Here is a 20,487-nt window from a genome sequence, read left to right on the forward strand (position 1 = left end):
GAAAGTGCCTAAGTCACAGGCGGTCCGCCGTTAGCGGATGGCCACCTCACGTGTCCGTATGTCATACAACTTCAGACCACCTCCTTTCTCGTGTACGACCGAACGTACGCCCGCCCCGAGGTGCTCGCAACGCCTTTTTCGATGCGCATACCGCGGTCGGATCTTCGGTGAGATTTTTTGTCAGACCTCGAATGTATGTTTGGTTCATGTCCTTGGAAACCACTCTCGACGCCGACGCAGCAGCGCCCGGCGCGTCGTCTGATGCCGGGCTCTTCGGCGCGCCGACGATGCCGCCGATCGTCGAGCAGATGTGCGAGGACGAGGAGCTGTCGAAGACCGATCTGGTCGAGATCATCGCGCACTGCGCGTCGGTGCGCGCCAGTGCCGATTATCGAATGCTGCAGGCTATCAGTCTGATTCACGAAGAGCACGAGGAAGACTACGGCTCAGAAATCGGCGAAGCGCACCCCGGTCCCGTTGCCTCTCCGGAGGATCTGCACGCGCTGACCACGCTCGCCAGATCCGGTGGTGACCCGCGCGCCCGGTTCGGTCCGGACGGACTCGAGCGCACCATCGCCGACGTCGGCGCGGTCCTCTCGGTCTCGCCCGCCAGGGCACGTGAGCTGATCACCGCCGGGCATGCCGTCCGCTATCGCCTGCCGCTCACCGGATCGGTGCTCGCGTGCGGACGTCTCGACCTGCCCCAGTTCCTCGTCGTCCTGTCACGCACCGCTCTGTGCGGACCCGACACCATCGCCGACGTCGACTCCCGAATCGCCTCGGCACTGCTGGCGCGCGACAAGATGTCGACGACACGACTCAAGGCACTCGTCGACAGCGTCGTCGCACAACTCGACCCTCCCGCGGTCAAGAGGCAGCGCGAGCTCGTCGACCACGACCGCGACGTGCAGGTACGGCCTGACCGGCACCAGCCGGGACAGTCCCGCATCAGCGGCACGCTGCCCATCGAGTCCGGTGTCATGATCAATGCCCGGCTCAACTCGATGGCCGACGCCGTCCACGACGCCGACCCGCGCACTCACGCACAACGTCGAGCCGACGCGCTCACCGCCTTCGCGCACGGCGAGAGCCACCTCACCTGTAGATGCGAGGCCTGCGCTGCGGCGGCCGAGGTCGCCGAGTCCGCCGGCGAACCGTCCCACGACCTGCCCGACCACGCCGCCGCACCGGCACCATTGGTCCCGCCTTCGCCGAGAGCGGTCATCCACGTCGTCGTCAACGAATCCACCATCAATGGCCACGACGACATGCCCGGATTCATCGACGGACACGGCGTCGTCGATGCGGAGACGATCCGAAAGCTACTCACGGACGCCGAGATCGACTTCCTGGATCCCGCGGCGATCAACGAGCGCGCCGCCTCATCGGCACTGCGGTACACGCCGAGCAAGAAGCTCGACGCCCTGATCCGCTCGGGCGAGCTGTGCTGCACATTCCCCGGGTGCAGCAACCCGGTATGGCGCGCCGACGTCGACCACGGCGAGGCTTTCAACCGCAGCAACCCGCAGGCCGGAGGCGCCACAGTTGCGGCAAACCTCAAGCCGCTGTGCAGGTTTCACCACAGGATCAAGACCTTCGGCAACTGGCGCGACCTGCAGACCGTGATGGGGACAACTCTGTTCGTCTCCCCCACCGGGCACACCTTCGTCGGCAATGCGTTCACGGGCTTCAACCTCTTCCGAGGCTTGCACAGGCAGAAGCCACCCGATCACCCTGCCAATCGACGAATCAACGCCGCACACGACGCCAAGCGGCGTCGAGCAGAGCGTGCCGAAAAACGTTGGAACGACGAGAACCCGCCGCCCTACTGAGCACTCGCCTACCGGGCACTCGCCTACTGGCACTCGCCACACCTACTGGGAGCCGACCGGTTCCCATTCGATCCGCACGAAGTCAGCAGACTCCGCGCGGGGTGGCTGGTGCGTCACGACCACCACGGTCCGCTCGGGACCGAACATGCCTCCCACCGGCGTCAGCAGGCGGGCCAGCAACTGCTCTGCGTCCGCGGCGTCGAGGTGTTCGGTCGGCTCGTCGAGCAGCACCACCGGTGCCCGGTGCAGCAGTGCACGGGCAAGCAACAGTCGACGACGCTGCCCGCCGCTGATCGCCTCCGCCCCACCGGTCAGCACCGTGTCGAGGCCGTCGGGCAGACCTGCCACCCAGTCGCCGAGGCCGACGGTCGCCAGCGCCTCGCGCATCTCGTCGTCGGTCACGTCGCCACGGGCCACGCGCAGGTTCTCGCCGAGCGTCGTCGAAAAGGTGTGCGCTTCTTCGGCGAAATAACATGCGGCCGAGCGCAATGCGACCGGCGCACCGTCCTGAGCGGTCGCAGTCACCGAACCGGCACGCGGCTCGAGCAGACCGGCGATGGTCAGCAGCAGCGTCGACTTTCCTATGCCGCTCGGGCCGACAACGGCAAGCCGCGATCCCGGCGAAAGAACCTGGGAGATGCCCTCGTCTGGGCCGAGCGTCGGCGGTGTGCCGTCGGCCGTCGCGGGCCATCCCCACCTCAGTTGATCGAGCGTCATCGTCACCGGCCCTGCGTATACCGGCACGTCGATGTCGTCGGCGCTATCCGCAGAAACTTCGACCTGGGCACCTTCGGCACGGGCACCGTCGACCAGCGCCATCACGCGCGCCGCGCTCTGGCGGCTGCGCTCCAGTTGGATGCCCGCCTCGGTCAGCGGTGCCGTCGACTCGAATGCCGAGAGCGGCAACAGGATCAGCACGCCGAGGATCATCGGGGTCAGTCCGTGTCCGCTCGCGACGTCGGCGAGGGAGCCCGACGTCGACGAAGCCAGGTGGATACCGATCAAGCACGCGGCCAGCAGCGAGACCCCCAGCGAAAGCGGCGTGGCCGCGGCTGCCAGTGACTGAACGCGCACACCACGATCGGCAGCAACGATGGCGTCCTCGTCCGCGACACGGGCGTCGGCCAACACCGCGTCACGACGCCGTCCGACGATCAGCTCCGGCGCGTGCCAGAGCGCGGTGGACGCGGTGTCGGCGGCTCGCGTGCTCGCGGCGGCACTGTCGGCGATGGCGCGCGCCGACCCACGCGCCGCGAGCCACGGCGCAACGACACCGCTGACGATGAGCGCCACCGCCAACACGATTGCAGCCCAACCGGATACGAACGCCATGATGATGATTGCCGCGAGCGACGTGGTGAATCCGACGCCGATCGGGATCAGTCCACGGATCAGTGCGTTACCGAGTTCGTCGATGTCGTCGCCGGTGCGGGTCAGCAGATCGCCACGTCGCAATGTGACCGAGTACGCGGGCGAACCGGTGGCCAACGCCAGGTACAGCCGTTCCCGCGCTGTCGCCATACCGCCGAGCGCCAGATCATGTGTCGCCAGCCGCTCCAGGTAGCGGAACAGACCGCGCGAGATACCCAGCGCGCGTACCGCGGTGATCGCGACCGACAGAAACAACACAGGCGGCATCTGCCAGGCGCGCGTGATCAGCCACGCAGACAGCGCGGCCAAGCCCAACGCCGCCAGCGCACCGGCGACCCCGAGCAACAACGACCGCGCAACCGGCTTCCACCTCAGATCGAGGAAACCCAATGCACGCACAAGCGGATCGCTGCGCCAGCCGGTCTTGTTGTCAGCCAACGCCGATCACCTCCGGAAATTCGACGATGCTGTCGGCATAGGCACGCGCAACCGGACGATGCGCGACGACGACCACCGTGTCGCCTGCCCACGCACGCCGTGCGATCGCACCGAGCACCGACGCTTCCGACGCCGCGTCGAGATGAGCCGTCGGCTCGTCGAGCAACAACAGCGGCGCCGGTGACGCCAACGCCCGTGTCAACGCGAGGCGTTGACGCTGGCCCGCAGACAGACCGACACCGCCCGCTCCGAGTACGGTGTCGAGTCCATTCGGTAGGGATCGCACCACGTCGTCGAAACCTGTTGCCGTGGAGGCCGCTTCGAATGATTCCGGCGCCAACTGCCCGAAGAGTGCGAGATTCTCGGCGACGGTCCCCGGCACGATGACCGGTTGTTGCGGAAGCCAGATCACCTGCTCGTGGTACGCGGTCGGTTCGAGTTCTGCGACCGGGATCGAGCCGACCAGCACCGACCCGTCGTCGGGTGCGATCAGGCCGAGCATGGTCGCGACGGCCGTCGACTTACCGGCGCCGTTCGGGCCGGTGAACAACGTGAACTGTCCGGGTTCGATGGTGGTCGTCAGGCCGTAGGGCGCCCAGCCGTCACGCCCATGGACGCCGACGTCGAGAAGCCGGATCGGTTCTCCCGCAACGGTGCACGTGCGCGTTCGACGAGATGTCGACGGTGCAGTGACATCGCCGGAATCGATCAGCTCCAGCACCTCGTTCGCCGCGGCGACCCCATCGGCCGAATTGTGGAACTGCGCACCCACCTGACGTAGCGGCAGATACGCCTCGGGCGCGAGGATGAGTGCGAAGACACCGGCGTACAGGCTCATATCGCCGAACACCAGCCGCAATCCGATGCCCACCGCGACCAGAGCGACACACAGCGTCGCCAAGAACTCGAGCACACCACCGGAGAGAAACGCCACCCGCAGCCCGGACATGGTGCTGCGCTTGTGTTCTCGACCCAGCTCGGCGACGCGTTCCGCCGGCGCCTTTGCTCGATTGAGTGCACGCAACGTCGGCAGCCCTGCGATCAGGTCGAGGACTTGTGAATTCAGCGTGCTCATCGTCTTGAGCTTGCGCTCGGTACGATCCCGGGTCATCAGTCCGATGAGGATCATGAACAACGGGATGAGCGGCAGCGTGATGATGATGATCAACGCCGACGGCCAGTCGGCCAATCCGATCACGATCACGACGGTCGGGGTCACCAGCACCGTCACGATCAACGCGGGAACATATCCCGACAGATACGGCCCCAGAGCGTCGAGTCCGCGCAACAGGACCGTCGTCGCATGTTCCCTGCGTCGCACCAACTCTCGCGTCGGGGTGCGGTCGGGATCGGTCAACACACGCAGCGCTCGCGCACGCAGCTCCGCAATGGTCGACGCCGACGCACGGTGCGCGTACCGGTCATGCGCGTACGACATGATCACGCGGACTGCCAACGCGCAGGCCAGAATCCACAGATGCGTCGACTGCGCCGAGATCGACCTGCGTGCGGGGTCGACGATGATCTCCGACAGGATCGACGCCGTCATCGCCGCGGCGACAAGCATCGCGACAGTGGTGATCGACGCCGAGATCGCGGTCACCGCAACGTAGCGGCGGGTCGACGGCGAGTACTTGAGCAGGCGAGGATCGAGAGGCGGACCCCCGCGACGCTTGGCCCCCGAGGCCGGTGGGGCACCCCGGCTATCGGCCGGGGCGCCCACCGGGCTTACTCCCACGCCTTCAGCGACGACAACCCGATCGACTCTGGGATCTGGTCAACCGACAGGCGCTTGCGGAACACCCAGTACGTCCAGGCCTGGTACGCGATCACGATCGGCGTGACGACCACCGCGGCGATCGTCATCACCGTGAGCGTGTAGTCGCTCGACGCCGTGTTCGCCACGGTCAGGTTGAACGCCGAATCGGTCGTCGACGGGAGCACATTCGGGAACAGACACGCGAAGAGTGAGGCAACCGTACCGGCGATGGCAATCGCGTTGGCGGTGAACGCGATTCCCTCCCGTTCGGCCTGCGTGGCGATCACCATGACGACCGCTGCGACGGCCGCGATCAACACCGGGATCCACGTCCAGCCGTTGCCGTAGGCGAACTGCGTCCACAGCAGGAAGACTGCCGCGACGACCAGCGTGGGAATGGCGAGCACCTTGGCGTACTTCTTCGAATCCTCTTCCAGCACACCACCGGTCTTGAGACTGAGGAAGATCGCGCCGTGGGTGAGGAACACCAGCAACGTCGTGACTCCACCCAGCAGTCCGTACGGGTTGAGAAGGTTGAAGAACCCGCCGGTGTACTGGTGCGCCTCGTCGATCGGCAGACCACGAACGACGTTGGCGAACGCGACGCCCCACAGAATGGCCGGAATCCACGAGCCGAGTCCGATACCGACGTCGCACCACTGCCGCCACTTGGGATTGTTGATCTTGCCACGCCATTCGATCGAGACGACGCGGGCGATCAGGCCGACAAGGATGAGGAACAGCGGCAGGTACAGCGCCGAGAACATGGTCGCGTACCACCCGCCGAACGCGGCGAACAGCGCGCCGCCTGCCGTCAGCAGCCAGACCTCGTTGCCGTCCCACACCGGCCCGATCGTGTTGAGCAGCACGCGGCGTCGTTTGTCGTTGTCCGCGGCGTCGTCGTCCGCGGATACCTTGCTGTCGCCGCCGGTATGGCTGCGTCCCAGTAACGGCATGAGCATGCCGACACCGAAGTCGAAGCCTTCGAGGACGAAGTATCCGACGAACAGAATGGCGACGATGATGAACCAGAGATTTCCGAGCATCTCTCCCACTCCTCAGTACGCGAACGTCAGTTGCTTGGGACCATCGGCATCGTGGTCGGTGACATCGTTGTCGAGCACCGGCGGCACGTCGTCGTGTGGACCGGGGCCCTCGATGATGTAGCGGCGCTGCAACAAGAACCAGACGACGCCGAGTGCGCCATAGAGGACGGTGAAGCCGATCAGCGTCACCCAGACGATCGGGGCGGTGTGATTGGAGACGCCGTTCTGCACCAGCATGTGTATTCGCGTCGGGTCGAGGTTGTCCTGCCAGTTCGGCACCACCACCCACGGCTGGCGACCCATCTCGGTGAAGATCCACCCGGATGCGTTGGCCAGGAACGGGGTTGGGATCATCCACAGCGCGAGCAGACCGAACTTACGTGAACTGATCACCTTCTTTTTCCGCGTCAACCACAGTCCGCCGAAGGCGACGATGACCGAACCGAGAGCCCACGTGATCATCGCGCGGAATCCCCAGTAGGTGACGAACAGGTTCGGCGCGAAGTTCTGATTCGGGGGCACACCCGGGGTGCCTGCCAGCTTCTCGGTGTACTCCCGCTGCAACTCGTTGACACCCTTGAGGGTCTGGTTGAAGCGATGCGTCGCCATGAACGACAACATGCCGGGCACCTCGATCACGTGGTCGATGTGGTCGCAGTTGTTCTGCCTACCGATCGAGAGCACGGAGAAGCCCGCATTCGTCTGTGTCTCACACAGTGATTCGGCCGCAGCCATCTTCATCGGCTGCTGTTTGAACATGATCTGCGCCTGGTAGTCGCCGGTGATGATCAGCAACACTCCCGAGACGATCGCCACCCAGCACGCGAATCGGGTGACCGGGCGCCAGAGTCGTCGTGCATCTCGTTCCAGATCCTCTGGCGTGGCGTCGATCTGGCTGGGCGAGGTGGTCTTGGGCATATCGGAGGTGTCGCCCGTCTCGATGGCCTCGCGCAACTTCTTGGCGCGCCACATGTTTCGAGCCATCCACCACGCACCGATGGCCGCGACGAATGTTGCCGCGGTCAGCCACGCACCGACGATCACGTGCGGGAACGCGGCAAGGGTGGTGTTGTTGGTGATCACCGCCCAGAAGTTGTTCATCGCAGGACGATTGCGCTCATCGCTCCACTCGACGCCGACCGGATGCTGCATGAACGAGTTCGCTGCGATGATGAAGTACGCCGACGCGGTGACGCCGATCGTGACCAACCAGATCGTTGCGAGGTGAATGGGTCGCGGCAGGCGACTCCAGCCGAAGATCCACAACCCGAGGAACGTCGACTCGAGGAAGAAGGCGATCAGCCCCTCGAGGGCGAGCGGCGCGCCGAAGACATCGGCGACGTACCTGCTGTATTCGCTCCAGTTCATTCCGAACTGGAACTCCTGCACGATGCCGGTTGCGACGCCGAGCGCGAAGTTGATCAGGAAAAGCTTCCCGAAGAATTTCGTGGCCCTCAACCACTGCTCATTCCCGGTCTTGAACCAGACCGTTTGCATGATCGCGACCATCGGCGCGAGACCGATGGTCAACGGAACAAGAATGAAGTGATAGACAGTCGTGATTCCGAACTGCCATCGTGACAAATCCAGAGCGTTCATCGCGTCTCGAATCTCATAGCCGCGCCCCCGGGCTGGGAGACGCGTCCTGGTACGAAAACACGAGCTTGCTACGACACCACGTAGTAGCTCGTTGTCGACGACGCTACGCTGGGCCGATCCTGGGGACAAGCAGCCAAAGGTCCCGTCGTCAGGATGAAGTTATGAGCCGTGTCTCAAACTCACGCCGGCGACTCGGCGGGGGACTCCACAAAGCTATGCTGCCGACCCGCCTATTCTGAGTCATCGCAGATGGCACGGTCCACCAAATCGGCGAACTGCTCAGTATTCGACGCCACGGGCGTTACGTATCTGTTGAGTGCTGTCACTCGCGCAGCCAAGGTGACGCTACTCACGAGCCAGAACGAATCCGCGGCAATCAGGTCAGCTGTCCGCAGAATCCGCGTCTCGGTGCGCCATCCCTCTTTTTCGGCCAATTCGAAAGTGGCTCTCGCCGTGGTTCCGGGAAGAATGCCGACCTCGGTGGGAGGCGTGACCAAGGTCTTGTCGTAGACGGCGACGACAGTGGAACGCGGACCCTCGAGCACCGCACCCTCAGCGCTGAGATAGATGACGTCGTCGAATCCCTGCGCCGCCGCGTGCCGCAGTGCCGCCATGTTGGTCGCGTAACTCAACGTCTTCGCACCGAGGAGTTGCCAGGGCGAGCTCGCCGCGGCGTCGATCGAATAACCCCGATCGAGCGTGACAACAGAGACACCGTCGCGTCGGACCGCCGTCACCCGATCGGCGACACGCCCGACAGTCAGATACGCCGTGGGCGGACCGTCTGCGCCCGCACTCTCGCGGCCTCGCGAATAGACCAGGCGCGCAAGGCCCTCGGCACCGCGCGGTGCGTCGGCGGTCCACTGCTTGGCCGCGACGTCGATCAGCTCACGCCACGCGTCGACGTCGGGCTCGGGGAGGTCGAGCATCGCAGCACTGCGTGTGAGGCGTTCGAGGTGCAAATCGACGCACCGCGCGCGTCCCCCGCGCACGAGCAGCGTCTCGAAGATGCCGTCGCCCCGCACCGCGGCAAGGTCGTCGGCGTGCAGGAACGGTTCGTCAGGCTCGTGGCGCTCACCGTCGAGGGTCATCAGGATCGAGTGCGACATAGTCCACGAGGCTAGCGTTCGCTGCGTAGAATCAGTGAGGTGGCGCCCTCCCCGATCTTGACCAGGTATTCCACCAAGGGCGCGGTCGCTGACCCGCACTCTCCCTCAGACGATTCGTCGACGACGCTCGCGTGGCATTACGGCGATCCTCTCGGCGAACAGCGTGCCGCCGTGCGCGGTGCCGTCATCATCGACCGCTCCGATCGCGCAGTGATCGAGGTACCCGGCTCCGATCGCCTCACCTGGCTGCACAACATCAGCAGCCAGCATGTGAGCCATCTCGCCGATCGACGCAGCGCCGAGTCGCTGTCCCTCGACATCAACGGTCGCATCGAAGACCACTTCGTCGTCACCGACGTCGACGAGGTCACCTGGATCGACACCGAGGGCGATCGGGGGACACCGCTACTCGACTTCTTCACCAAGATGGTCTTCTGGTCCGACGTCGCGCCCGCGGCCCGACCCGACATGAAGGTGCTGACCCTCATCGGCCCCGACGTATTGCGCGGACCGATCGCCGAGGTGCTCGAGATCGACCCCGACGCCGCGCCGTACACCGCTGGCGACCTCCCCGAAGCCCACCACGAAGAAGAACCGCTCGGCTTCTGGCGCATCATGCCGCCGCTGTCGGAGGGCCCGCACGCATCCGGCGCACTCCCCGTGGTCGACCTGGTGGTCCCCGAGTCGCAGATCGTGAGCTGGTGGGACACGGTGCTCGAAGCGGGCGCACGCGCCGCCGGCAGCTGGGCGTTCGACGCCTTGCGGGTCGCGGGCATGCACCCCCGCCTCGGCATCGACACCGACGAACGAACGATCCCCCACGAGCTGAACTGGATCGGCGGACCCGACGAGTTCGGCGCCGTCCATCTCGACAAGGGCTGCTACCGCGGCCAGGAGACCGTGGCGCGCGTCCACAACCTCGGCAAACCACCCCGACGACTCGTCCTGCTACACCTCGACGGCAGCGCCGACGACAAGCCCGAGCCGGGCGCCACCGTGACCGCGGGCGGACGCACCGTCGGGCGTGTCGGAACCGTCATCGACCATTTCGAACTCGGACCGATCGCCCTTGCCCTGGTCAAGAGCGGAATCGGCCCCGACGTCGAGCTCGAGGTCGGGGATGGACTGCCCGCCCGCATCGATCCCGACTCGATCCGGGTCGACGATCGGGTACAGGCCGGCCGAGCCGCGATCGACAAGCTGCGCGGCCGATGAGCACATCGGCGAGCGAGCAGCCGCAGGAGCTTCTCGGGCACGTCCTGGCGGTCTGCGTCGCCGAGCGCGACATCGACCTGGGACGTGTCGGCGTGAGCGCCATCGACAAGCGTCCGCAGCACGGCAGGGTGTCCGTCGGCGACGAGGGTCTCATCACCGATCACGTCTGCGACAGAAAGCACCACGGCGGACTCGACCAGGCCGTCTACGCCTACGACCACGCAGAGGCACACGAGTGGGCGACGACGCTCGGGCGTGAACTTCCTTACGGCTGGTTCGGCGAGAACCTCCGGGTGACCGGTCTCCCGGTGACCGACGCGCTGGTCGGCGAACAGTGGGCCATCGGCGACGACGGGCTGCTCCTCGAAACCACGATTCCCCGCATCCCGTGCCGCACCTTTGCCGCGTGGGCTGACGAACCCCAGTGGATCAAACGGTTCCTCGACCGCTCAGACGTGGGCACGTACCTGCGGGTTCTCCACCCGGGCACGGTCGGCGCGGGCGACGACATCCGCGTCGTGTTCCGCCCCGACCACGGTGTGCGGGTGCGTCACCTGATCACCGGGACCGACGCCGGCTCATTGCGTGCGTTACTGGCCGACGACGACCTCGCTCCCAAGGTCCGCCGCGAGGCCACCAAGAAACTCGCTCGCGCGTAGGCAGGGCAATCCACAGAATCCGTTTGGGCGCGCTAGACTGGTCAGCACGACAGATTCACTACCTAGAGAACGGGGCCGCCACTAGTTTGGCCGCCCCGTCATTGTGCGAGGGGGTCCCATATGGGCCGCGGCCGGGCGAAAGCAAAGCAGACGAAGGTTGCTCGTCAGCTCAAGTACTCCACTCCCCACACCGACTTCGACAGCTTGCAACGCGAGCTGTCGGGGTCGGACGATTCGGCAGACCGTCCGAATCCTGTGGACGAGTGGGCCGAAGAGGAGGAGTGGAAGCGCGCCTGACGCGTCCCTTCTCCTGCGGTAACCCGCACGACCTTTTAGTCACGTCGGTGATGCGCTCGGCAGTCCCGTGCGCATCACCGACGATGCTTACTCCCAGACTTTCTTAAAAGCGAGGGTGCTCTCCGACGACCGTCACCTTGGGGACGTCGTGGTTCTTCGGTTCCGGTGAACGCTTGATCGAACCCAACACCCAGTTGTCGACGTGGCGCGCGGTCAGCACGGCCAGCGCACGGTCGGTGTCCTCGGGTGCGACGATGGCGACCATCCCGACACCCATGTTGAATGTGCGTTCCATCTCGGCCTGCTCGACGCGGCCACGCTGCGCGATGAGCGCGAAAATCGGTGCGGGCGTCCAGGTTCCGCGTTCCAGCTCGGCGACCAAGCCGTCGGGGATGACGCGTGAGAGGTTCTCGGCGAGTCCACCGCCGGTGATGTGCGCGAAGATCCGCACGTCGGTCTCCGCAGCGAGTGCAAGGCAGTCACGCGCGTAGATGCGGGTCGGCTCGAGGAGTTCCTCGCCCAGCGTGCGCCCGAACTCCTCCACATGACCGCTCAGGTCCATGTGGCCCCACTCGAGAAGCACCTTGCGCGCGAGCGAGTAGCCGTTCGAGTGCAGCCCCGACGAACCCATCGCGATCACGACGTCGCCCGCGCGTACGCGTTCCGGCGACAGCAGTTGGTCGGCCTCGACGATGCCGACAGCGGTGGCCGAGAGGTCGTAATGATCGGGCAGCATGAGCCCTGGGTGCTCGGCCGTCTCGCCGCCGAGCAGCGCGCAGCCGGCAGCCACACAGCCGTCGGCGATGCCCGCGACGATTTCTGCGACGACCTCCGGGATCACCTTGCCGATGGCGATGTAGTCCTGCAGGAAGAGCGGCTCTGCACCACACACGACGAGGTCGTCGACGCACATGGCGACGAGGTCTTGTCCGACGGTGTCGTGCTTTCCGACGGCCTGGGCGACCGCGAGTTTGGTGCCGACGCCATCGCTCGACGCAGCGAGGACCGGCTCACGGTAATTTCCCTTGAGCGCGAACAGACCGGCGAACCCGCCCAATCCACCCATCACTTCGGGCCGCGTGGCACGTTTTGCATGCGGGGCGAACAGTTCGACGGCGCGCTCACCTGCGTCGATGTCGACACCAGCAGCCGCGTACGACGCTCCGGCATCCGTCGGCGTCGAGTCGCCCGTACTCGGTTCGTTGGCTACCGAATCCTTCTCGGACATGTAGGCGCGCACCCCTGTTCGCAATCGCTGATGGTCGGATCACACGCTACCGGAGAGCGCGCAGAGCGTCGCCACAGGCAGCAGTTCACGAGAGGGGGTTCACGGTGGCGCGGTTGCGCCGGAGGCTGGGATCAGGGCCGCAGGACGGCGCTGGCGTTGTCGTTCGGCACGGTCAGCGGGTCGACGCGGCCGTCACCTGCGGCGCTGGCGAGCATCTGCTCGAGGACAGCCTTGCCCATCGACGTCTCCTTGGGGAGTTCGATGGGATAGTTTCCGTCGAAGCAGGCCGCGCACAGCGACGACGCCGGCTGATCCGTGGCGGCGATCATCTCGTCGATGCTGATGTAACCGAGCGAATCGGCGCCGATTGCCTGGCGCACTCCCTCGACCATGTGTTCCTCGGACTCCATGCCGTTGGCGATCAACTCCGCGGGCGACGCGAAGTCGATGCCGTAGAAGCACGGCCACCGCACCGGACTCGACGCGATACGTACGTGGATCTCGGCCGCGCCCGCCTCGCGCAGCATCCGGATCAGTGCCCGCTGGGTGTTGCCGCGGACGATCGAATCGTCGACGACGACGAGCCGCTTGCCGCGGATCACTTCCTTGAGCGGATTGAGCTTGAGGCGGATACCGAGTTGGCGAATGGTCTGCGATGGCTGGATGAACGTGCGGCCGACGTAGGCGTTCTTCATCAGTCCCTGGCCGTAGGGGATACCCGATTCCTGGGCGTAGCCGACCGCTGCGGGCGTACCCGACTCCGGCACCGGGATCACCAGGTCGCCGTCGGCGGGGAACTCCCTGGCCAGTCGTCGACCGATCTCGACGCGGGTCGAATGGACCGACCGCCCGTGGATCACGCTGTCCGGACGGGCGAGGTAGACGTACTCGAAGACGCAACCGCGGGGCGTCGGCTCTGCGAAGCGGGTGCTGCGCACACCGTCGGCGTCGATGGCCAGCAGCTCGCCGGGTTCGATGTCGCGGACGAACGACGCGCCGACGATGTCGAGCGCCGCGGTCTCGGACGCGACAACCCATCCCCTGTCGAGCCTGCCGAGCGACAGCGGTCGCACACCGTGCGGATCGCGGGCCGCGTACAGGGTGTGCTCGTCCATGAAGGTCAGGCAGAACGCACCGCGCAGCGTCGGCAGGAGTTCCATCGCGGCCTGTTCGATGCTGCTGTCGGCAGCGCCGTGAGCCAGCAGCGCGCCGACGATGTCGGAATCCGACGTCGCGGCTCCGCTGGCGATTCCCAGCTCACGGGCGCGACTTGCCAGATCAGCAGTGTTGACGAGGTTTCCGTTGTGCCCCAGGGCAACTCCGGTTCCGGCGTCTGTGGTGCGGAAGATCGGCTGCGAGTTCTCCCAGGTGGTCGAGCCGGTCGTCGAATACCGGCAGTGGCCGATGGCTACGTGACCGACCATCGCTCCGAGCGTCTGCTCGTCGAAGACCTGACTGACCAGACCGAGGTCCTTGAAGACCAGCACCTGTGAACCGTCGCCGACCGCGATACCCGCAGCCTCTTGGCCGCGGTGCTGCAGGGCGTACAGGCCGTAATAGCTGAGTTTGGCGACGTCTTCGCCCGGTGCCCAGACACCAAAAACGCCGCACTCCTCGCGCGGCTCGTTCTCGGGTTCGTCCATCGCGTCCCGTGCGGGACAGGCGTGCTGGGTAGGAGCCAGCAGGTTGGCGCTTGTGATCGAAAGATCCGGCATACGACGGGCTCCCTGGGCTGAAACGTGGCGGCGCGGGCTTCGCGTGACGAAGGTAACCACCGGCAAGTTTACGTGCCGGTAGCCCTTCATTTCCAATTGTGCAGCGGCGTGGCACCTGCGGTTATTCCACATGTGAGCCAGCGCACGCGCACATCTACACGCGAACCAGCGGCATCCAGGTGGCCACCTCGTCGGCCCTGCTACCCGACGACGAGACCGCACCGCTCGCGACCAGGTCGCCGAAATCCTCGTCACCGACGGCCAGAAGGAGCCACGACCTCGGATCGGTCTCGACCACGTTGGGTGGTGTGCCCCGCGTGTGCCGCGGCCCCTCGATGCACTGCACCGCCACGAACGGGGGCACCCGCACCTCGACGGAGTTCCCTGGCGCGATGTCCTCGAGGGTGCGCGCCGTCAGCCGCACCGCGGCGGCGAGTTCGGCTCGGGCGGGCGCGGGCAGGGTGTCGTCGCGCAACCAGGGCGCGACGGCGAGGACCGCCGCGCGGGCAGCCGCCGGATCGATCGGTTTTCGCGCAGGCATCCCGCAATGATGCACCCGCCGCGTCGACCCCGATCCCGGCGCCTCCGAGGGTGTTGACCGAATGGCCGGTGCCCGAGCACCCGGTTCGTGCACCATTGACCGCATGGGAACCGACGTGCCGGATCAGAAGTTCACGGGAGCCGACAGGGTCCGTTTCCGACGTCAGGTCTCGCGCGGCACCGAGGCGATCGCGCGCATGCTCGCCGAGGGAGTGTTCACCGATCACGGCGCACCCCCCGAACCCCTGCTGGGCATGGAGGTCGAGCTCAATCTCGTCGACGCCGAGATGAATCCCGCGATGGCCAACGCCGCGGTCCTCGACGCCATCGCCGACCCCGACTACCAAACCGAACTCGGCCAGTTCAACATCGAGATCAACGTCTCGCCCCGCCCCTTCACCACCGACGACACCATCTCGCTCGAGCAGGCTCTGCGCACCTCGCTCAATCGCGCCGAGAAGCGGGCAGCGGCCACCGACAGCCACCTCGTGATGATCGGCATGCTGCCCACACTGCGCGCCGAACACTTTGCACACCACTGGATTTCGGCCAACCCACGCTACGACCTGTTGAATCGACAGATCTTCGACGCACGCGGTGAAGACATCGAGCTCGACATCACCGGGGTCCCCCTCGACGAGCACCACGACGCCGAACGTCTGCACACCGCAACGGATTCAATTCTCCCCGAGGCCGCCTGCACCTCCCTGCAACTGCATCTGCGGGTCGCACCTGAAGACTTCGCTTCGCATTGGAATGCCGCACAGGCGATTTCAGGTGTGCAGGTCGCCTTGGCGGGAAACGCACCGTTCCTCGCCGACACTGCGCTGTGGCACGAGAGCCGCATCCCCGTGTTCGAGCAGGCAACCGACACCCGCCCGCTCGAGTTGAAGAACCAGGGCGTACGGCCCCGGGTGTGGTTCGGCGAGCGCTGGATCAACACCATCTTCGATCTCTTCGACGAAAACACCCGATACTTCCCGGCGCTGCTACCCGTGTCGTCCGACGAGGATCCGCTCGCAACGCTCGACGCAGGCGGAATCCCCGCGCTCGACGAACTGCGACTCCACAACGGGACCGTCTACCGCTGGAATCGTCCCGTCTACGACGTCGTCGACGGCCAGGCACACCTGCGCGTCGAGAACAGGGTGTTGCCAGCGGGACCGACCGTCGTCGACACCATGGCCAACGCGGCGTTCTACTACGGCGTCGTACGTGGACTCGTCGAACAGGATCTGCCCCTGTGGTCACAGATGTCGTTCGACGCCGCCGCGGAGAACCTCCACGCGGGCGCGCGGTCGGGCTTCGACAGTCAGCTGTACTGGCCGAGCGTCGGGTGGATACGCCCGGACGAACTCACGCTTCGGCGCCTACTTCCGTTGGCCGAGTCGGGTCTTCGCTCGTTCGGGGTGTCGGACAAGGCGCGCTCGCGCTACCTGTCCGTGATCGAGGGGCGCTGCATCACCCGACAGTCGGGTGCCGTGTGGCAACGTCGCGCGGTGGCCGCACGCGAGGCCGCGGGCGAGAGTCGCGACGCGGCGCTGCACGGCATGCTCGCCGACTACGTCACGTTGATGCACGAGGGCGAACCCGTGCACGCGTGGCCGCTTTCCTGACTAACTACCGGCGCGCTTCGCCGGCGACGGCATAGGTGCCGCCCGCCACGAGGCCACGCCCGGTGACGAGCGGGAGATCGAGCGCGGTGGCAAGCCCTGCGGGCGCCGCGACCACGGCGGGCACCGCATTTACCAGGCGCATCGCCGTCACGATCATGCCCGAGACGTTGTGATCGCCGTTCTCGCCGTGGTGGGTGAACTCCACCTGCATCTGAGGTTCGCCGGACACGACGATGCGGTACGAGCCGTCACCCTCCACGGGTTTCGGCCACTCCGGGCACTGATCGGGATGTGTGCGGGTGACGTGCTCGAGCACGATCCGGTCGGTGCCGTCGACCTGTCCAGCGACCTCGAACCGCAGTGCTGCCATCGTGCCCTGCGGAATCTCGACCGATACGGTCGAGTAGTCACGATCAGCAGCCACCCTCTCGACGCGTTCGACAAGCGGTTCGTCGAGCGTGATGCCCAGGCCCGCCGCGAGCTGTCGCACGACGCTCCCCCACGCCATCGACAGCACACCCGGCGTCAACAGCATCGGCGTGCTGTCCATCGGCTGGCCGAAGCCGAACAGGTCGCGCATCACGACGGGTTGGTAGTAGGTGGAGTAGTCGGCGATCTCCATGCACCGGAGCTCGTCGATGCGCTGCGCGAGGCTCGTCATCGACAGTGGGAGCACATCGTTGGCGAATCCCGGATCGATACCGTTGACGTGCAACGTCGCGCCTGTCCGGGCTGCCGCGGCCTCAACCTGGTCGATCATCGACGCCGGCAGGACCCCGTGCGGGAACTGCAGCACGACCGGCCCGCTCGACACCACGTTGATCCCCGCGTCGAGGAACCTCGTCAGGTCGTTGATCGACTCGACGACGCGGTCGTCTGTCATCGCGGTGTGCACAATGCAGTCGGGCGCGAGGGCCAACAACTCGTCGACGTCCGACGTCGCCACGACGCCTAGTTCGCGGCCGAGGCCTGCCAGCTCACCCGCATCTCGACCGACCTTCGCCGGATCGGACACCCACACACCGACCAGTTCCAGATCGGGGTGGGCGTCGATTCCGGCGATCGCATGCTTTCCGACAGTTCCGGTCGACCACTCGACCACGCGCAGACTCATGCCATCAAACTAGAACACGTTCCACATCTGCGGACGGCATTCGGACAATGCGCTACCGGGCGTAATGTCGGCACCGATGTCGAGCTCCGATGACTCCACCTCATCCACCCCGCCTCCGATCGCGGTCACGCACGCGGGCCGTCGAACCAGGCTGAAGTGGCACCGCGCCAGGCGGCGACCCTCCGACACCCCGTTCACCGCGTCGCGCATCGTCGAAGCGATGCGGGTCGGTGCGAGCGTCGAAGTCGACCTTCTCATCCATGCCGACCGCGGGTTCGCCGTGCTGCACGATCGCGACCTCGCACACTCGACGACAGGCCAGGGAGACGTCTCGCGCGCATCCGCGGCATACCTGCGTGGACTGAGTCTGACCGACAACACCGGCAACCAGACCGACGACAGCGTCGTGCTCCTCGAAGACCTCGCGAGCAGGCTCGACGGTGTCGAGATCGCCGACGGCGCCCTACTGCAACTCGATTTCAAAGAGGACGCGGCGGCCCTCGACGCTACGGCGCTCGCCGTCTTCGCGCGGGCCGTCGCACCGTTCGCCGACAACGCGATCCTCTCGTGCGGCGACGCCGACGCGGTCACGGCTCTCTGCGACGCCGCGCCGGATATCCACGTGGGCTACGACCCATGCCACCGCGGTGCGGTCGGCCGGACGCTGAGCTCGGGGGATTTCCGTGGCTTCGTCTTCAGCGCGTGCCGCGACTCACCGCGCGCCGAGATGATCTATCTCGACCAGGAACTCGTGCTGCGCGCCGCCGATCGCGGCGCCGACCTGATCGCGGCGTTTCACGCGATGCGCCGCGAGGTCGACGTCTATACCCTCGCGCGCGCCGATACGTCATCGGTGGCGAGGTTCGCGCGGCTCGTCGACCGTGGTGCCGACCAGATCACCACCGACGATCCGGAGGGATTCTTCGCGGCGAACATCGTCGCGGAGGCAACCGAATCCGAGCGGTCGGACTAGCGGCGACCGGTGTCAGACCCGCAACGCGTCGAACGGCGCGACGGGGATATTGCGGATCACCACCCACACACCGACAACGACCAGCGTCGCGAACGGGGCGAAGCGCAGGTGCTGCCAACTACGCACCCGGCGCCCCCGCCACAACCCCACGCAGTAGGCGACGAACGCCCAGCCGAGCAAGGCGATCGCGACGACGCCAACCGCGTTGTACCGCAACGCTTCTCCGACATTGCCGTGCATCAGACAGTAGATCGCGCGCAGCGAACCACAGCCCGGACAGTCGATGTGCAGCAGCGCCTTCGTCGGACACATCGGCAACGGACCGCCCGGCGTCGTGGGATCGGCGAACCAGATCGCGGTGCAACAGCCAACCGCCGCGGCGACAACCACGGCCGGTCCGGCAACGCGATGCCGCGACACCGCGCCGACCGTCCCGAGAACCGCATGCTCGATGCGAGTATGCACAGGACGCGTGTCCGGCACGGCACCGTCGGTCATCACACCGTCGGTCATCGCGGGGTCGGTCATCGCGGTCGGTCGGCCCGTTGAGATCAGTAGGAGCTGGTCGACGGGACGCTGGAGACCAGGACGACGGCGAAGATGACATAGGCGACGATGCTGATCACGATGCTGGCACCGCCGGCAATGGCACCCCACATGGCCCACTTCTTGGCGTCATCGGCTGCTTGCTGAGCGCCCGCGTAGTCGCCCGCCGCCCACAGACCGTTCACCGACGTCGCCTTGACGATGGACACGACGCCCAGCGGCAAGCAGCAGAGCACGGTGCACAGGATCGCCCACACCAGATTGTTTTCCGGTGCTGCGGGTCCATAGCCGTATTGGGGCTGCCCGTAGGGCTGGCCGCCATAGGGCGGCTGGCCACCGTACTGGGGCTGGTTGTACTGGGGTTGGTTGTACTGGGGCTGGCCGTATTGCGGCTGCCCGTATTGCTGGCCACCGTAGGGCGCCTGGCCGTATCCGCCGTCCTTCTGCGGGTCGCCCTGCGGGTCATACGGGTTGGTCATCGGGATTCCTCTCGAGTTTGGTCGAGTGGAGCCTAACGGACGAGACCCGCAGTCGCCCTATACGGGCCGTCGAATCCATTCGAAGACCCGACAGACCGAACAAATGCCAACCGAACCGTCAGCCGAAGAGCTTCGGGAGCGTGCCCTCGTGCACGGCGCGCAGTTCGTCGAGCGTCACCTCGAACTGGTCCTGCACGGTCACCGAGTCGGAACCCTGATCGACGACGCCGATGCGCGTCCACGGCATCTGTCGGGCGGTGAGCATCGAGGTGAACCGCGACTCCTCGGTCCGCGGCACGGCGACCAGCACACGTCCCGACGATTCGGAGAACAGCCACACAAACGGATCAGCGTCTTCGGGAAGCAGGATGCGGCAACCGGTTTCACCTGCGAGCGCAGATTCGACGACAGCCTGGATCAGTCCGCCCTCACTGAGATCGTGCGCGGCGGAGACCAAGCCGTCGCGTGAGGCCGCGGTCAGGATGTCGGCCAGCAGCTTCTCGTGGTCGAGGTCGACCTCCGGCGGGACACCGCCGAGATGGTCATAGGCGACCTCCGCCCAGATCGAGCCGTCGAACTCGTCGCGCGTCTCACCGAGCAGGATCAGCGTCTCGCCGGGTTCGGTACCGAAATCGGTGGGGAGACGACGATGCACGTCGTCGATCACGCCGAGCACACCGACGACCGGGGTGGGCAGGATCGGCGTCGACCCCGTCTGGTTGTAGAAGCTGACGTTGCCGCCCGTGACCGGGATGCCGAGCTGACGACACCCGTCGGCCAGCCCGTGCACGGCCTGCTGGAACTGCCACATCACCGCCGGATCCTCCGGCGAACCGAAGTTGAGGCAGTTCGTCACCGCGCGCGGGGTTGCGCCCGACGCCGCCACGTTGCGGTACGCCTCGGCCAACGCGAGCTGCGCACCACGGTACGGATCGAGGAACGTGTAGCGCC

18 protein-coding genes are annotated in these 20,487 nt (G+C 66.1%); 6 read left to right on the plus strand and 12 right to left on the minus strand.

Annotated features, from left to right (window positions below; translation table 11 throughout):
- Positions 1–206 precede the first annotated feature (206 nt).
- Positions 207–1,832, plus strand: coding sequence for an HNH endonuclease signature motif containing protein (locus A5766_RS11615; RefSeq protein WP_005204207.1), 1,626 nt, complete (start codon positions 207–209; stop codon positions 1,830–1,832).
- A 42-nt stretch (positions 1,833–1,874) separates the two neighbouring features.
- Here A5766_RS11615 and cydC read toward each other — a convergent pair whose 3' ends face one another.
- From cydC to A5766_RS11640, 5 genes are all read right to left on the minus strand, one after another.
- The gene (cydC, locus tag A5766_RS11620; protein WP_005204205.1) at positions 1,875–3,641 is read right to left on the minus strand and encodes a thiol reductant ABC exporter subunit CydC; all 1,767 of its coding nucleotides are present in this window, start codon (positions 3,639–3,641) and stop codon (positions 1,875–1,877) included.
- Complete coding sequence (gene cydD / locus A5766_RS11625) at positions 3,634–5,364, minus strand: thiol reductant ABC exporter subunit CydD (protein WP_005204203.1); 1,731 nt, start codon at positions 5,362–5,364, stop codon at positions 3,634–3,636. The genes cydC and cydD overlap by 8 nt, the downstream gene beginning before the upstream one ends.
- Before the next feature lie 5 nt (positions 5,365–5,369).
- Positions 5,370–6,446 (minus strand): cytochrome d ubiquinol oxidase subunit II, encoded by a 1,077-nt coding sequence (gene cydB, locus A5766_RS11630; RefSeq protein ID WP_005204202.1) that lies wholly within the window; start codon positions 6,444–6,446, stop codon positions 5,370–5,372.
- 12 nt (positions 6,447–6,458) lie between these two features.
- A complete protein-coding gene (locus tag A5766_RS11635) occupies positions 6,459–8,045 on the minus strand; it encodes a cytochrome ubiquinol oxidase subunit I (protein WP_005204199.1) in 1,587 nt (528 codons plus the stop codon).
- Between the two features lie 230 nt (positions 8,046–8,275).
- Positions 8,276–9,154: an aminodeoxychorismate lyase gene (locus A5766_RS11640; RefSeq protein WP_005204198.1), complete on the minus strand. Its 879-nt coding sequence runs from the start codon at positions 9,152–9,154 to the stop codon at positions 8,276–8,278.
- A gap of 39 nt (positions 9,155–9,193) precedes the next feature.
- Here A5766_RS11640 and ygfZ point away from each other — a divergent pair, with 39 nt between their 5' ends.
- From ygfZ to A5766_RS23870, 3 genes are all read left to right on the plus strand, one after another.
- Positions 9,194–10,369: a CAF17-like 4Fe-4S cluster assembly/insertion protein YgfZ gene (ygfZ, locus tag A5766_RS11645; protein ID WP_005204196.1), complete on the plus strand. Its 1,176-nt coding sequence runs from the start codon at positions 9,194–9,196 to the stop codon at positions 10,367–10,369.
- Entirely contained in the window at positions 10,366–11,028 is a 663-nt protein-coding gene (locus A5766_RS11650) for an MOSC domain-containing protein (protein ID WP_005204194.1), read from the plus strand. The genes ygfZ and A5766_RS11650 overlap by 4 nt, the downstream gene beginning before the upstream one ends.
- Before the next feature lie 120 nt (positions 11,029–11,148).
- Positions 11,149–11,325 carry a DUF3073 domain-containing protein gene (locus A5766_RS23870; RefSeq protein WP_005204191.1) on the plus strand — a complete coding sequence of 59 codons (177 nt, stop codon included), beginning with the start codon at positions 11,149–11,151 and terminating at the stop codon, positions 11,323–11,325.
- 103 nt (positions 11,326–11,428) lie between these two features.
- Here the strand turns inward: A5766_RS23870 and purM are convergent, their stop codons facing one another.
- From purM to A5766_RS11665, 3 genes are all read right to left on the minus strand, one after another.
- The gene (gene purM, locus A5766_RS11655; protein ID WP_039855026.1) at positions 11,429–12,553 is read right to left on the minus strand and encodes a phosphoribosylformylglycinamidine cyclo-ligase; all 1,125 of its coding nucleotides are present in this window, start codon (positions 12,551–12,553) and stop codon (positions 11,429–11,431) included.
- 131 nt (positions 12,554–12,684) lie between these two features.
- Entirely contained in the window at positions 12,685–14,268 is a 1,584-nt protein-coding gene (purF, locus tag A5766_RS11660; RefSeq protein ID WP_005204188.1) for an amidophosphoribosyltransferase, read from the minus strand.
- A gap of 154 nt (positions 14,269–14,422) precedes the next feature.
- Positions 14,423–14,809, minus strand: coding sequence for a sterol carrier family protein (locus A5766_RS11665; protein ID WP_005204186.1), 387 nt, complete (start codon positions 14,807–14,809; stop codon positions 14,423–14,425).
- Positions 14,810–14,912: 103 nt separating this feature from the next.
- Here A5766_RS11665 and A5766_RS11670 point away from each other — a divergent pair, with 103 nt between their 5' ends.
- Positions 14,913–16,424 carry a glutamate--cysteine ligase gene (locus A5766_RS11670; RefSeq protein ID WP_039855024.1) on the plus strand — a complete coding sequence of 504 codons (1,512 nt, stop codon included), beginning with the start codon at positions 14,913–14,915 and terminating at the stop codon, positions 16,422–16,424.
- 4 nt (positions 16,425–16,428) lie between these two features.
- Here A5766_RS11670 and A5766_RS11675 read toward each other — a convergent pair whose 3' ends face one another.
- Positions 16,429–17,538, minus strand: a complete 1,110-nt coding sequence (locus tag A5766_RS11675; protein WP_005204184.1) for an NAD(P)H-dependent amine dehydrogenase family protein — start codon at positions 17,536–17,538, stop codon at positions 16,429–16,431.
- A gap of 76 nt (positions 17,539–17,614) precedes the next feature.
- On the opposite strand from A5766_RS11675, the gene A5766_RS11680 reads away from it, so the two are divergent.
- Positions 17,615–18,511 (plus strand): glycerophosphodiester phosphodiesterase, encoded by an 897-nt coding sequence (locus A5766_RS11680; protein ID WP_051993764.1) that lies wholly within the window; start codon positions 17,615–17,617, stop codon positions 18,509–18,511.
- Between the two features lie 12 nt (positions 18,512–18,523).
- Here A5766_RS11680 and A5766_RS11685 read toward each other — a convergent pair whose 3' ends face one another.
- From A5766_RS11685 to A5766_RS11695, 3 genes are all read right to left on the minus strand, one after another.
- Positions 18,524–19,039 carry a DUF2752 domain-containing protein gene (locus tag A5766_RS11685; RefSeq protein ID WP_005204179.1) on the minus strand — a complete coding sequence of 172 codons (516 nt, stop codon included), beginning with the start codon at positions 19,037–19,039 and terminating at the stop codon, positions 18,524–18,526.
- A gap of 23 nt (positions 19,040–19,062) precedes the next feature.
- Complete coding sequence (locus A5766_RS11690; protein ID WP_005204177.1) at positions 19,063–19,536, minus strand: CD225/dispanin family protein; 474 nt, start codon at positions 19,534–19,536, stop codon at positions 19,063–19,065.
- Between the two features lie 118 nt (positions 19,537–19,654).
- Positions 19,655–20,487, minus strand: an 833-nt coding sequence (locus A5766_RS11695; protein WP_231894624.1) for an AIR synthase-related protein, incomplete at its 5' end; no start/stop codon positions are given.

Origin of the sequence: Gordonia sp. 852002-51296_SCH5728562-b, from assembly GCF_001665475.1 — a bacterium.
Lineage (GTDB): Bacteria > Actinomycetota > Actinomycetes > Mycobacteriales > Mycobacteriaceae > Gordonia > Gordonia sputi.